Below are 12,925 nucleotides of genomic sequence, written 5' to 3'. Positions count from 1 at the left end.
TCAGACTTTACCGCTCAATCTGCGAGTGCGTCCGGCAATGATCCGACTGTTCAAATCCCTGTGTGTTTTTTCTGTGTTGACGCTTGTCGCTGTTGACGTGTCAGCGGACGAGCCGAGCATTACCTGGCCGGCCGGTTGGCAAGTCGAGGCGCTGCCTGAGGCATCTCCACAGGTTTCCCGTCAGCGGGCGGTCAAAAACGACGCCGATGGCAATCAGGTGATGGTGATGGAATTGACCATGACTCAGGTTGAGGAGGGGCATCAGGTCAATCTGCAAGGCGTGCTGCTGGAAATGCGCAAGTCGATACAGAAGGACTTCTTCCAGGGTGGCTACCAAAGTGTCTGCAACAAAGTGCATCCGGCCACGCTGGGCACTTTGTCGGCACTGGAAACCACTTGCACGATCACCGAAAACGGTCGACATGTGTTGTCGCAAACCTTGGTGGCGGCGGTCGAGGCGGACAAGGCTTATGTTCTTTCCTACGCCGGACAGGCGCAGGTTTATAAGGCGAGCGCAGACGAGATAGTGGCGGTGAGAAACAGCTTGAAACTTTAAGTCGCTGTACTCTTCACGGCTTGATTAGATACCCGAAGGGATTAAGCACAAAGTTTAACGTTTGGCTGCGATCGCAACATTACGCAGCAAAATGTTTAGCACCCTGACTCAGGCGCGTTACAGAAAATGCAAAATTGTTAGATGAAATTCATTTCATTTGTTAGATATTGTCAATAAAAAAGCCCTGCATCATGCAGGGCTTTTTTGTTGGCGTGGGATTAACCGCGCAACCAGGAATCAACGGTGGCTGCACCGTATTGTTCCTTCCAGGCTTTCAGGCCGCGGTGGTTGCCGCCCTTGGTTTCGATCAGTTCACCGGTGTGCGGGTTGTGATAAACCTTGACCACGCGAGCGCGGCGGGTTTTAGGTGCTGCAGAGGTCTGCAGGCCGGATTTTGCCGGGTTCGGATCGAGAATGGCGATGATCTCTTTCAGGCCTTTGCCGTAGTGTTTCATCAGCCCCTGGAGCTTTTCTTCGAATTCGATTTCTTTCTTGAGCCCGGCATCGTTCTTCAGCGATTCCAGCTGCTTGAGCTGTTCCTGAAGGGCCTTTTCAGCTGCACGAAATTCAGCGAGTCTGGACAATATCTTTACTCCAATAGTGTGTTTGGCTGATACCAACCGCAAACAAAGCTATAAGCCAAGAGCCTTGAAGCGACTCGGTGATAAATGGCTCACCTGCCAATCTTGCTCAGGTTGAAAAAATTGTAGTAGTTAATGCGCCAAGAGTAAATCCTGATGTTGTCTTCATGTAACAACAACGGTCTTTTGTATCAATTTGGTGCGCCTGATCGGCACGCTCGTCTTAATCCGGCTTAGTTAATGGTGAGTTAATGCGCTGATGAAATCCGCAGCCGGCATCGGTTTGCCGAACAGGTAGCCTTGCAGGAAGTTGACGTGATGCGCGGTCAGATAATCGGCTTGCGCCTGAGTTTCGACACCTTCGGCAACAATGCCCAAATCAAGCTTGGCCGACAGTTCGATAATGGTGTCGAGAATGTGTCGGGACAGTGCATCGATGCCGATCATGGCGACGAAACTCTGATCGATCTTGAGGAAGTCCACATTGAATTTGCGCAAGTAGTCCAGGCTCGAGTGGCCGGTGCCGAAGTCGTCAATCGCGATCTTCACGCCCAGCGCGTGCAGTTGCTCGAACAGTTGCCGGGAGATGTCGGTTGGCTCGATCAATTCGCGCTCGGTCAGCTCCAGCACCAGGCTGATGCTGTCCGGCGCGAACGCGGCGAGGAACGTGCGGCAGTCCGCCACCAGTTCCAGATCATTGCAGTGGCTGGCGGTGATATTGATGCCGATATGAAACGGCGGGGTGAACGTTGCTGACAACGGCCCCAGCAGCGCCGCGGTTTGTTGCATAAGTGCGCGAGTCATCGGCACGATCAGACCCGAATGTTCGGCGAACGGAATAAACAGATCCGGACGCACCAACCCCTCTTTGGGGTGAGTCCAGCGCATCAATACTTCGGCCCCCGACCATGCCTTGCTGTCACCATGCACCACGGGCTGAAAGTAAGGAATGAACTCGCCGGCCTCGAGCGCCCGAAGCATCTCGTGGCTCGGAGACGTAGAGCGCTTCTGCAAGACATGACCGATGGCCCCCGACACCACGCCAAAAAAGATCAACAGACTGAACAGCGGCGGATACTCATCGGCCATGTAGCGCCAGATTTCGCCCTCGGGAAACCCCGCAGAAACGCTGAACGCATAACGCGAAGAATCCAGTGTGTGTTGTGCTATTGGCAACGCGGGGAGGGCGCCAGTGTGTACTTTGCCGTCGGCCGACAGCCAGTTGTCGCCCACTTGCAGCACCAGCAACATGTGCCGGCCGATCAGACGCAACATGTTGCTTAGATGGTAGCCGTCGAGTGTCGTCAGTGCGCCGCCGCGACCCTCGCTGAGCCGATAGACCAACAGAGCGGTGTTGGGTGTCACCGGGTTGCCATTCATCAACCACAACTTGCCCTGGTTGTAGTCGCCTGCGTTGACGGCTTCTTTATAGTCGCCAAACAACGAGCTGCAATAGAGGTTGTCGTCCCACACCAGATTGGTCGAGCGCACGAACGGGCGGCGGGTCACTTGCTCGCGCAAGGCGAGTTTGACGTTCTCACACGTCTGGCCGGCCAAAGGCAGCAATTCATGGGCGGCCTGGGCGGTGTTGTCGAGCATCAATTCGAATTGGCGCAACGCCTCTTCGGCAGTCTGACGTGAACCTTGCTCCAGCGTGCGTTCGGCCTGGATATAAAGAATCGCGCTGCCCAGCAGCACTGGAAGCAAACCGCTGAGCAGTGTGAAAACGATGCGGGTGCTGCGCTTGCGGCGGGGTCTGACGGTCAACGGCATGGGCGCATCCTGTCGCGGTGGAGTGGGACTTTCGAATGCAGGCCGGGAACGGCGCGCTGCTGAAAAAAACATCAGCCAGAGGGGAGAATAGAAGGCGGAAGGCGCTTGCGCCGCTTATCAGTACTTCATCCGCGTCGCCAACTCGATAAAGGCCAGGGTGGCAGGGGACGACTGGCGCTGATCGAGGACGGCAAGCCCGATCTGACGCTGTACAACGGGCAGCAATGGCTTCTTCACGTAGCGAGGTGAGGCTTCGTCCGGCAATGACCCTTCGGCGACAATCGTGATGGCATCGCCACGGCTGACCGTGTCGAGGGTGCTGAGCAGTTGCGAGCAGCGATAGCGAATGTTCGGTTGCAAACGCGCGGCCATGAACAGCCGCGAGACGAGTTCCGAAGAACCGGCCTCGGTCAGCACGAATGGGGCGTCGCACAATTCCTTGAGGCTCAATCCGGAGCGCGCTGCCAGGGGATGATCCACTGGGAGCAGGGCAACCATCTGGTCTTCGATCAAAGCGAATGTGTCGAAGCGCTCTTCGGGCAGCACCACGAAACCGATGTCGATCCGGCGCTCTTCCAGCCATTGAGTCACTTGACGGTCCGGGCCTTCATCGATATGCACCTCGATGCCCGGATGCGCCTCTCGATAACGCCGCAAAATATTGGGCAACAGTTTGATCGACGAAGTTGGCCCGAACGAGCCGATGCGCAAGGTGCCGCTTTTCATACCGCGCGCATCGGCGGCTTCCTGACGCAAGGTGTTGGCCAGACCGAGCATGGCGCGGGCGCGCAGCAACAGTTGCTCGCCGATATCGCTGAGCTCCACTGACGATTGATGTCGACGCAGCAGCTCGACCCCCAGTTCCTGCTCCAGCGCCTTCATCGCATGGGACACCGCCGACTGCGAAATCCCCAGCCGATGCGCGGCGAGGGTAAAACCGCGCAGTTCGGCGACCAGCGAGAAGATTTCCAGTTGGGTGAGGGTCATGAGTATTTGCTCATTTTACGATGACAGGTAATGAGGTGGATGATACGGCATTCCTCGCATTCCCGGGTCTGGAGCGTCATGCGCAACGTCGAACAACTGCACACAACATCATCCGAAATACCCGTTTACCTGACTCTGGCGGTGGTCACCATGATCTGGGGCGGGACCTTCGTCGCCGGACGCTTTCTGGCCGGCAGCCTGAGTCCGATGTTCGCGGCCAGCCTGCGTTTCTGCCTGGCCAGTGCAGCGTTGCTCGGTTTTTTGTGGCTGGCGCGGATCCCCTTGGCGCGGCCGACCCCACGGCAGTGGCTGCAACTGATGCTGTTGGGATTCTTCGGGATTTTCTTCTACAACCTGTGCTTCTTTTACGGTCTGCAATACATCAACGCCTCGCGCGCCTCGTTGATTGTCGCGTTGAACCCGGCGGTGATCGGTCTCGCCTCGTGGTGGTTGTTCAAAGAACGCCTGGGCCGGATGAAAGTCGCCGGCATCGCCACCTGCATTGTCGGCGCCGGTCTGGTGATCGTCAGTCGCAATCCGCAATTACTGGCGGCAGCACCTGATGCATGGATCGGCGATCTATTGATTCTCGGCTGTGTGCTGGGCTGGGGTGTTTACTCGTTGTTTTCCCGTGAATTGAATCAGACGCTGGGACCGGTGCAGACCGTGACGTTCTCGATCCTGATCGGCACGGTCATGTTGTGGATTGTCGCGGTTGTACGCGGCGAGGTGAGCTGGCAGGCGCTGAATAACCTCGGCCTGCCGCAATGGCTGAGTCTGATCTACCTCGGCGTCCTCGGCTCGGCCCTGGCCTACATCGGCTACTACGATGGCCTGCGTAAAATCGGCGCGACGCGCAGCGGCGTGTTTATCGCGCTCAACCCGTTAACGGCGGTCATCCTTGGCGCGTTGCTGTTGGGCGAACAACTGACGCCGGCCATGTGCCTCGGTGGTGCGCTGATCCTGGGCGGCATCTACCTGTGCAACAAAGCCCTTGCAGCGGGCGCAAAAAAGCGGATTTTATAGAGAGAGCAGACAAGCCTATTTACGCTGTGTAGAATCGGGTTACGCATACAATAATAATCGTCTTCTGGCAGCAGAAGCCTCGCCCGCAAGAGCCTTGGGTCGACAATGAAGATATTCGGGTTTCAACTGATCTACGGTGACTTCCTCGCCCGCAGTGTGCGTGGCATCTCCTGCGCGCCACCCACCGACCTCGCATGACTGACAAATAACCCTGGTTAATTGATAAGAAATGATGAGGCGCCACCATGGCAGATTTATACGAAAACCCAATGGGCCTGATGGGCTTTGAATTCATCGAGCTCGCATCGCCGGTGCCGGGCACCCTGGAGCCGATCTTCGAGATCATGGGCTTCACCAAAGTCGCCACCCACCGTTCCAAGAACGTGCACTTGTACCGTCAGGGCGCGATCAATCTGATCCTCAACAACGAACCTAACAGCGTCGCTTCATACTTCGCGGCTGAGCACGGCCCTTCGGTTTGCGGCATGGCGTTCCGCGTCAAGGATTCGCAAAAAGCTTACAACCGCGCACTGGAACTCGGCGCTCAGCCGATCCACATCGAAACCGGCCCGATGGAGCTGAACCTGCCGGCGATCAAAGGCATTGGCGGCGCGCCGTTGTACCTGATCGATCGTTTCGGCGAAGGCAGCTCGATCTACGACATCGATTTCGTGTTTATCGAAGGCGTTGATCGCAACCCGGTCGGTGCCGGCCTGAAGATCATCGACCACCTGACCCACAACGTGTATCGCGGTCGCATGGCCTACTGGGCGAACTTCTACGAGAAGCTGTTCAACTTCCGCGAGATCCGTTACTTCGACATCAAGGGCGAATACACCGGCCTGACCTCCAAAGCGATGACCGCACCGGACGGCATGATCCGCATCCCGCTGAACGAAGAGTCGTCGAAGGGCGCGGGCCAGATCGAAGAGTTCCTGATGCAGTTCAACGGTGAGGGCATCCAGCACGTTGCGTTCCTCACCGACGACCTGATCAAAACCTGGGATCAGTTGAAGAAGATCGGCATGCGCTTCATGACCGCGCCGCCAGACACTTACTACGAAATGCTCGAAGGTCGTCTGCCGAATCACGGCGAACCGGTTGATCAGCTGCAATCGCGCGGCATTCTCCTCGACGGCGCCTCGGAGCAGGGCGACAAGCGCCTGCTGCTGCAGATTTTCTCGGAAACCCTGATGGGCCCGGTGTTCTTCGAGTTCATCCAGCGTAAAGGCGATGATGGTTTCGGCGAAGGCAACTTCAAGGCCTTGTTCGAATCGATCGAGCGTGACCAGGTGCGTCGCGGTGTGCTTGCCACCGAGTAATCGGCCACTGAAATGAAAAAATCCCGGCCTGCAGAGATGCAGTGCCGGGATTTTTTTCAAGATCAAAAGATCGTCCGCTCGCGGCCCGAGCCTGCGGCAGCTCCTACAGGAAAAACGCATTCCAAATGTAGGAGCTGCCGCAGGCTGTGATCTTTTGCTTTCAAGGACGGCGTTGGCGCATCAGGTGTTTGAAGCCTTCGAAGACCAGCACCAAAACCGCCAGCCAGATCGGAATATACGTCAGCCACTCCCCGGACTTGATGCTCTCACCGAGCAACAACGCCACGCCGAGCAACAGCACCGGCTCAACATAACTCAACAAACCAAACAGACTGAACGGCAGCAAGCGACTGGCAATGATGTACACCACCAGCGCCGATGCACTGATCAACCCCAGCAACGGAATCAGCCACAGCAACCCCGGGTACTGATCGAACACGCCGAAACCTTGCTCGCCACCCTGCACAAACCACCAGGCGACGGGCAGCATCAGGGTCATGTCGACCCACAATCCGCCCAGATTGTCAGTCTTCAGGTATTTGCGCAGCACGAAGTACAACGGGTAGCCAACCACAACCACCAGTGTCGCCCAGGAAAATCCACCCACCTGATACAGCTCATTGAGCACGCCCAGGCTGGCGAAAAACACGGCGATTTTTTGCAGGTACGACAGGCTCTCGCCGTAGGCAATCCGCCCGGTCAGCACCATCGCCAGCGGCAGCAGGAAATAGCCCAGCGAGACGTCGAGGCTGTAGCCGTTGAGCGGCGCCCACATGAACAGCCACAGTTGCACACCGAGCAGGGCCGCCGAAACGATCAGGCCAGCGATCAATTTCGGTTTTGCCGCCATCAACCGAACCAGCTCCAGCACCCGCCGCCATTCCCCGGACACCAGCATGAACATGGTCATGCACGGTACGGTCAGCAGCATTCGCCAGCCAAAGATCTCCACGCCGCTCAACGGCGTGAGCAACGAAGTGTAGTAATACATGACGGCAAACAGCACCGAGGCTGAAACCGATAGAGCGATACCTTTAGACAAACTGTCCTCGCGGGTTGATGGTCAAACGGGGGGGGGCGAAGGATACGTGGTTTTTGTGCTGAATATTGGCCGGATGCTCATTATTTCCAACACATCATTGATGTGTGGAATGGCGATCGCTGGCAAGCCAGCTCCCACAGGTTCCTTGTTGAACGATAGCTTGCGTTTCAATACAAAACATTGTGGGAGCTGGCTTGCCAGCGATGCTTTCAGGCCTGACGCGGTTTACGCCCCGACACAAAATGACTCACATCGTTGAACCCCGGCGTCGATGAGTGCCCCGGTGTCACCAGCGAATCGATAAACGCCTCATCCTCCGGCGTGATCTTCACCGCCTGCGCTTTGCTGTAGGCATCCCACTGCGCCTCAGTGCGCGGCCCGACAATCGCCGACGTCACGGCACTGTTGTTCAACACCCAGGCAATCGCAAACTCGACCATGCCGACCCCGCGTTGCTCGGTGTACTGCTGAATCTGCTGGGCAATGCGCAGCGACTCCACGCGCCACTCGGTTTCCAGAATGCGCTTGTCCTGACGCCCCGCGCGGCTGTTGGCGTCCGGTTGAACGTCCGGCGCGTATTTGCCACTGAGTACGCCACGGGCCAGCGGGCTGTAAGGCACCACGCCAAGGCCATAGGTTTGCGCGGCCGTGATCTGTTCGGTCTCGGCCTGACGGTTGACGATGTTGTACAACGGCTGGCTGATCACCGGGCGATCAACGCCAAGGTTGTCGGCAATGCGAATCACCTCGGCAATCCGCCAGCCGCGGTAGTTCGACAAGCCCCAATAACGAATCTTGCCCTGACGAATCAGATCGCCAATTGCCGACACGCTCACTTCCAGCGGTGTGTTGTGGTCTTCGCGGTGCAGGTAATAGATGTCGAGATAGTCAGTGCCGAGCCGGGTCAGGCTGGCATCGATGCCATTGAAGATGTGTTTGCGACTCAAACCGCTGCGATTCGGCACACCGTCCACCGGGCCGAAACCGACCTTGGTCGCCAGCACCCATTCATGCCGATGCCGGGCAATCGCTTCACCGACGATCTCTTCGGAACGGCCGTTGGTGTAGACGTCGGCAGTGTCGATGAAATTGATTCCCTGATCCCAGGCCTTGTCGATGATGCGCAGCGAATCCTCGGCGCTGGTCTGCTCGCCAAACATCATCGTGCCGAGGGTGAGGGTGGACACCTGCAACCCTGAGTGACCGAGTGTGCGAAAGCTCATGCCGAAATCCTTTTGTCGGTGGGAAAGGGTTAATCAAATACCAGAAGCGTGCGATGCGGCAAAGTGAATTATTGGCTCAATCCTGCGCACCGCTTTTGCAAAAACACCTGCAACACCCTGACTCGTTCCGACACCTGCACCCGATGCGGACACAGCAAATTGAACGGCGCAGTTTCCCCGTCCCAATCTTCAAACAACGTCACCAACCGTCCGGCTTGCACGTCTTCGGCGATATCGAGCCAAGCCTTGTAAGCAATACCATGCCCGGCCAGCGCCCAGCGGCGGGCGACTTCGCCGTCGTCGCTTAAGTAGTCGCCGTGGACTCCCACTTCCAGCGTTTCATCGCCGCGGCTGAAACGCCAGCTGTTGTAGGGGCGGCCATTGCGTAGATAGAGCAGGGCGCTGTGCTCGCTTAATTCACCGGGATGTTGCGGGGTGCCATGGCGTGCCAGATAGTCAGGGCTGGCGCAGGCGACGCGGCGGTGTTGCGGCAGAATCGGCAACGCTACCAGCGTCGAGTCGCTCGGTACGCCAAAGCGCAGCGCTACATCGACGGTCTCGCGAAACAGATCGGCATGCCGGTCGTTAAGCAATAATTGCAGTTGAATGTTCGGATGTTCACGCTTGAAATCGTCGAGCCATGGCAACAACACGTTGCGCCCGAAGTCCGACGGCGCGGCCAGTTGCAACACGCCGCTCAGGCCTTCGTTTTGCTGCTTGATTGCCTGTTCGCCCTCGGCCAGCGCCGCCAGTGCCAGGCGCACGCTTTCAAGATAACGCCGACCTTCTTCAGTCAGACGAATACTGCGGGTGGAGCGTGCGAACAAACGGATACCGAGGCGGGTTTCCAGGCGTTTCAACGCGATACTGGCGGCGGCTGGCGTCAGCTCCAGCGCGCGAGCAGCGGCGGAAATGCTGCCGGCATCGGCGACACGGACGAAGATCTCCAGATCGAGAATTGAGCTCATTGCTAAAAATCCTTTAAAGATCTTTGCGTTTTTGCGGGATTTTTCAGCGATTGGCAAGGGCAGATACTGCAATCAATCAACAATCGCAGGAGAGGCGCATGACCTGGACATTCGATCACCTGGCCTTCAATACCGCTGACGGCCAGGCTTTGCAGGACGACTTCGCCAAGTTGCTCGGGCTGAAGCCGGGCCGGCGACCGCCGTTTCCGTTTCCCGGGCGGTGGCTGTATCAGGATGAACACGCCGTGGTGCATGTGATTGAGCGGCCGTTGCCGGATGACACGGAATTGAGCCACATCGCTTTTCGTACCGATGAGCCGGCGGAAACGGTGTTGCGGCGGGTGCGTGACAGTGGATTGCCGTATCAACTGGCGCAGGTGCCGGGTGAGGGGATTGCGCAGATTTTTGTGCAGATGCCGGGTGGACTGGTGATTGAGCTGGACGCATTAGAAGCCCCTCACCCTAACCCTCCCGAAACGTCGGACCGCCCGAAGGGAGAGGGGACTGACCGCGGTGTTTGAGCGAGGTACACCGACGTGCAATACCGAGTCGAACTCAAATCTTGAAAGCACCAAAATCGGCTCCCTTTCCCCCTCGCCCCCCCAGGGGGAGAGGGCTGGGGTGAGGGGGAAAAGATCTCCAGAACACCACAAAACCCAAGCCGAACCCCCAATAAAAAACGGCCCTGAAAAAAGGGCCGTTCTTCCGTGCATCAAAACCTCAAGCCCGCAACGTCCGCGTCATGCGCAACGCCAGCAGACTCCCGCCAACAATCACCCCCGCCAGCAAATACAACGCCGCATCGGTCGACCCCGTGCTGTCCTTGACCCAACCCACCAGATAAGGGCTCAGGAACCCAGCCATCTGCCCCATCGAGTTGATCAACGCCAGACCACCGGCCGCAGCCCCGGCGCTCAACATGGCCGTCGGCACTGGCCAGAACATCGGCAGGCCGGTCAGCGCGCCCATGGTGGCAATGGTCAAACCCAGAATCGCAATGGCCGGGTTGGCCGCGAAATTCACCGCAATCACCAGACCGATCGCGCCCATCAGCATCGGCACCACCAAGTGCCAGCGACGTTCCTTGCGCAAGTCCGCCGAACGCCCGACCACCAGCATGAACACCGCCGCCAGCAGATACGGAATCGCACTCAACCAACCGATCACCAGGTTATCGCTGAAGCCAAGGTTCTTGATGATCGACGGCAGCCAGAAGTTGATCGCGTACACGCCGCTCTGGATGCAGAAGTAGATCAGGCCAAACGCCCAGATCGCCGGGTTCTTGAACACCGCCAGCAGCGAGTCGGACGTGGTTTTCGGTTTGTTCGCCAAATCTTCGGCCTGATCCGCCTCAAGCACCGCACGCTCATGCGGGCTCAGCCACTTGGCGTTGGCGAAGCTGTCGCTCAGCAGGAAATAGGCGAGGGCGCCGAGGATCACCGTCGGAATGCCTTGCAGCAGAAACATCCACTGCCAGCCGGCCAACCCACCTTGCCCTGCGGCGAAGTGATTGAGAATCCAGCCAGAGAACGGGCTGCCCAGCAATCCGGACACCGGGATCGCCGACATGAACAACGCCATGATCCGGCCACGGCGGAAGGTCGGGAACCACTGCGAGAGGTACAAAACAACGCCCGGGAAGAACCCGGCTTCAGCCGCACCGGTGAACAGCCGCAGGGTGTAGAACTCGGTCGGGGTGGTGACGAACAACAGGCAGGTCGACAGCGTGCCCCAAGTGATCATCATCACCGCGATCCAGCGCCGTGGGCCGAATCGGGTCAGCGCCAGATTGCTCGGCACGCCGCACAGCACGTAGCCGATGAAGAAGATACCGGCACCGAGGCCGTACACGGTTTCGCTGAATTTCAGCGCGTCGAGCATCTGCAGTTTGGCAAATCCAACGTTGACCCGGTCGAGGTAGTTGAACAAGTAGCAGATGAAGATGAAGGGAATCAAACGCAGGGTGATGCGTTTGTAGACGGCATTTTTATCGTCAACGATGGTCTGGGTAGCTGCGGCGCTCTGCGACATAGCGGCTCTCTCTTTATTATGATTTTTTGCGATGCAAAGGGTAACGTTGATCGCCCCGAGAGTCTCGGTCACCTTTGGCCGGATTGTCTTTGTGCCTGAGCACAGGGTTTGCCGCCAGACCCTGTGCGGGTGAACAACCGCCAGTGCCAGAAATTGAGGATTGCCGCTGCTATGTTCGAACTCGATCACGACCTCGCCCAGGATATCGTCGACCGGGCCATGGCCATTTTGCCCTACAACGTCAATGTCATGGACAGCCAGGGGCTGATCCTCGGCAGCGGTGAACCGGAGCGCATCAACACCCGTCACGAAGGCGCGCAACTGGTGCTGGCCAACGGTCGCGTGGTCGAGATCGACGCGCAAACGGCGGTGCATTTGAAAGGCGTGCAGCCCGGGATCAATCTGCCGCTGTTGCTCGATCAGCGCTTGATCGGTGTGCTCGGCATCACCGGTGAGCCGGAGCAGTTGCGCACGTACGCCGAACTGGTACGCATGACCGCCGAAATGCTCGTCGGCCAGCGCAATCAACAGGCCGAGCAGCAATGGCGGCGCCAGCGCTGTGATGATCTGCTGGCGTTGCTGTTGAGCGAGGCGGGGGACTCGCCGCGTCTGGTCGATGAAGCGCAGCAGCTTGGACTCAAACCGCAATTGACGCGGGTGCCGTACCTGTTCGAGCTGGGCCTTGAACATGGGCCGGGGCAAACCGTCGAGGCGCTGAGTGCCTGGCTGACTTCGCGTTATCCCGATAGCTGGTGCGTGAGTTCGGCGAAGTCATCGCTGCTGTGGTGCCGGCCGGCGAGTCAAAACGTCGAGCATGATCGCCTGCTGGAGAAGCTCGATGGCCTGGGCTGGAAGATTCTGCGTATTGCCGTGGGCGGGCAGGCGGATGGACTCGCCGGGTTGCGCCGTTGTTATCGACGGGTCGGCGACTTGCTTGCCTATGGTCGGGAAGTGTTGCCGCACTCGCGTTTGTTGACGCTGAACCGCTATCGATTGCCGGTGATGTTGTGGCGCCATCGCAATGACGACGCGCTGGACGAATTGCTCAAACCACTGCGTAAAGTGATCGCCAAGGACGGCAACGGCCAGTTGCTGGCGACGTTGCGCAGTTGGTGTGAACACGACGGGCAGAGTCAGGCCTGTGCGGATGCGTTGGGGATTCATCGCAACAGTTTGCGTTATCGGATGGAGCGGATTGCTGAACTGAGTGGGGTTGATCCGTTGCGGCTGGACGGGATGTTGGCGCTGTATCTTGGGGTGCAGCTATTACCCCAGACAGATCTGTCAGCATGAGGTGATTTTGAGGCCGCCAGCGATGGCGGCCGAACATTCACCGCCACTTTCCCTGTCTTTGTGAAAATGAACAATAAACGCCCCCGCCACTTGTGCAGCGGACAGGCGTCAATGCGCAGGCCG

12 protein-coding genes are annotated in these 12,925 nt (G+C 58.1%); 5 read left to right on the top strand and 7 right to left on the bottom strand.

What is annotated here, in order from left to right; translation table 11 throughout:
- The first annotated feature begins 37 nt into the window (after positions 1-37).
- Complete coding sequence (locus tag M5G26_RS07215; RefSeq protein ID WP_273914854.1) at positions 38-556, top strand: DUF4946 domain-containing protein; 519 nt, start codon at positions 38-40, stop codon at positions 554-556.
- Between the two features lie 218 nt (positions 557-774).
- Here the strand turns inward: M5G26_RS07215 and M5G26_RS07210 are convergent, their stop codons facing one another.
- The 3 genes from M5G26_RS07210 to M5G26_RS07200 form a co-directional block, all read right to left on the bottom strand.
- Positions 775-1,140 carry a histone-like nucleoid-structuring protein, MvaT/MvaU family gene (locus tag M5G26_RS07210; RefSeq protein WP_134177478.1) on the bottom strand — a complete coding sequence of 122 codons (366 nt, stop codon included), beginning with the start codon at positions 1,138-1,140 and terminating at the stop codon, positions 775-777.
- A 234-nt stretch (positions 1,141-1,374) separates the two neighbouring features.
- The gene (locus M5G26_RS07205; RefSeq protein ID WP_273914853.1) at positions 1,375-2,910 is read right to left on the bottom strand and encodes a cyclic diguanylate phosphodiesterase; all 1,536 of its coding nucleotides are present in this window, start codon (positions 2,908-2,910) and stop codon (positions 1,375-1,377) included.
- A 117-nt stretch (positions 2,911-3,027) separates the two neighbouring features.
- Complete coding sequence (locus M5G26_RS07200) at positions 3,028-3,897, bottom strand: LysR family transcriptional regulator (protein ID WP_273914852.1); 870 nt, start codon at positions 3,895-3,897, stop codon at positions 3,028-3,030.
- A 78-nt stretch (positions 3,898-3,975) separates the two neighbouring features.
- Here M5G26_RS07200 and M5G26_RS07195 point away from each other — a divergent pair, with 78 nt between their 5' ends.
- The gene (locus M5G26_RS07195; protein WP_273914851.1) at positions 3,976-4,923 is read left to right on the top strand and encodes a DMT family transporter; all 948 of its coding nucleotides are present in this window, start codon (positions 3,976-3,978) and stop codon (positions 4,921-4,923) included.
- Positions 4,924-5,168: 245 nt separating this feature from the next.
- Positions 5,169-6,245: a 4-hydroxyphenylpyruvate dioxygenase gene (gene hppD / locus M5G26_RS07190; protein WP_007912211.1), complete on the top strand. Its 1,077-nt coding sequence runs from the start codon at positions 5,169-5,171 to the stop codon at positions 6,243-6,245.
- Between the two features lie 160 nt (positions 6,246-6,405).
- On the opposite strand, the gene rarD is transcribed toward hppD, so the two are convergent.
- From rarD to M5G26_RS07175, 3 genes are all read right to left on the bottom strand, one after another.
- A complete protein-coding gene (gene rarD / locus M5G26_RS07185) occupies positions 6,406-7,287 on the bottom strand; it encodes an EamA family transporter RarD (protein ID WP_273914850.1) in 882 nt (293 codons plus the stop codon).
- A 209-nt stretch (positions 7,288-7,496) separates the two neighbouring features.
- Positions 7,497-8,510, bottom strand: coding sequence for an aldo/keto reductase (locus M5G26_RS07180; RefSeq protein ID WP_122599926.1), 1,014 nt, complete (start codon positions 8,508-8,510; stop codon positions 7,497-7,499).
- A 68-nt stretch (positions 8,511-8,578) separates the two neighbouring features.
- Complete coding sequence (locus M5G26_RS07175) at positions 8,579-9,478, bottom strand: LysR family transcriptional regulator (protein ID WP_273914849.1); 900 nt, start codon at positions 9,476-9,478, stop codon at positions 8,579-8,581.
- A gap of 98 nt (positions 9,479-9,576) precedes the next feature.
- Here M5G26_RS07175 and M5G26_RS07170 point away from each other — a divergent pair, with 98 nt between their 5' ends.
- The gene (locus tag M5G26_RS07170; RefSeq protein WP_273914848.1) at positions 9,577-9,999 is read left to right on the top strand and encodes a hypothetical protein; all 423 of its coding nucleotides are present in this window, start codon (positions 9,577-9,579) and stop codon (positions 9,997-9,999) included.
- A 199-nt stretch (positions 10,000-10,198) separates the two neighbouring features.
- Here M5G26_RS07170 and M5G26_RS07165 read toward each other — a convergent pair whose 3' ends face one another.
- Positions 10,199-11,509: an MFS transporter gene (locus M5G26_RS07165; protein WP_134177374.1), complete on the bottom strand. Its 1,311-nt coding sequence runs from the start codon at positions 11,507-11,509 to the stop codon at positions 10,199-10,201.
- A 171-nt stretch (positions 11,510-11,680) separates the two neighbouring features.
- Between M5G26_RS07165 and M5G26_RS07160 the strand changes: the two genes are divergently transcribed.
- The gene (locus M5G26_RS07160; RefSeq protein ID WP_095050898.1) at positions 11,681-12,802 is read left to right on the top strand and encodes a sugar diacid recognition domain-containing protein; all 1,122 of its coding nucleotides are present in this window, start codon (positions 11,681-11,683) and stop codon (positions 12,800-12,802) included.
- The last annotated feature ends 123 nt before the right edge of the window (positions 12,803-12,925 follow it).

Source organism: Pseudomonas sp. TNT2022 ID642 (assembly GCF_028656995.1).
Classification (GTDB): Bacteria; Pseudomonadota; Gammaproteobacteria; order Pseudomonadales; family Pseudomonadaceae; genus Aquipseudomonas.
This window is presented reverse-complemented; position numbering and strand designations above follow the sequence as displayed.

Excerpts from the sequence above, each read along its gene's own strand:
- M5G26_RS07175 (WP_273914849.1), bottom strand. The coding sequence starts at position 9,478 with ATGAGCTCAATTCTCGATCTGGAGATCTTCGTCCGTGTCGCCGATGCC.
- M5G26_RS07165 (WP_134177374.1), bottom strand. The coding sequence starts at position 11,509 with ATGTCGCAGAGCGCCGCAGCTACCCAGACCATCGTTGACGATAAAAAT.
- hppD (WP_007912211.1), top strand. The coding sequence starts at position 5,169 with ATGGCAGATTTATACGAAAACCCAATGGGCCTGATGGGCTTTGAATTC.
- M5G26_RS07200 (WP_273914852.1), bottom strand. The coding sequence starts at position 3,897 with ATGACCCTCACCCAACTGGAAATCTTCTCGCTGGTCGCCGAACTGCGC.
- M5G26_RS07180 (WP_122599926.1), bottom strand. The coding sequence starts at position 8,510 with ATGAGCTTTCGCACACTCGGTCACTCAGGGTTGCAGGTGTCCACCCTC.
- M5G26_RS07215 (WP_273914854.1), top strand. The coding sequence starts at position 38 with ATGATCCGACTGTTCAAATCCCTGTGTGTTTTTTCTGTGTTGACGCTT.
- M5G26_RS07170 (WP_273914848.1), top strand. The coding sequence starts at position 9,577 with ATGACCTGGACATTCGATCACCTGGCCTTCAATACCGCTGACGGCCAG.
- M5G26_RS07205 (WP_273914853.1), bottom strand. The coding sequence starts at position 2,910 with ATGCCGTTGACCGTCAGACCCCGCCGCAAGCGCAGCACCCGCATCGTT.
- M5G26_RS07195 (WP_273914851.1), top strand. The coding sequence starts at position 3,976 with ATGCGCAACGTCGAACAACTGCACACAACATCATCCGAAATACCCGTT.
- M5G26_RS07160 (WP_095050898.1), top strand. The coding sequence starts at position 11,681 with ATGTTCGAACTCGATCACGACCTCGCCCAGGATATCGTCGACCGGGCC.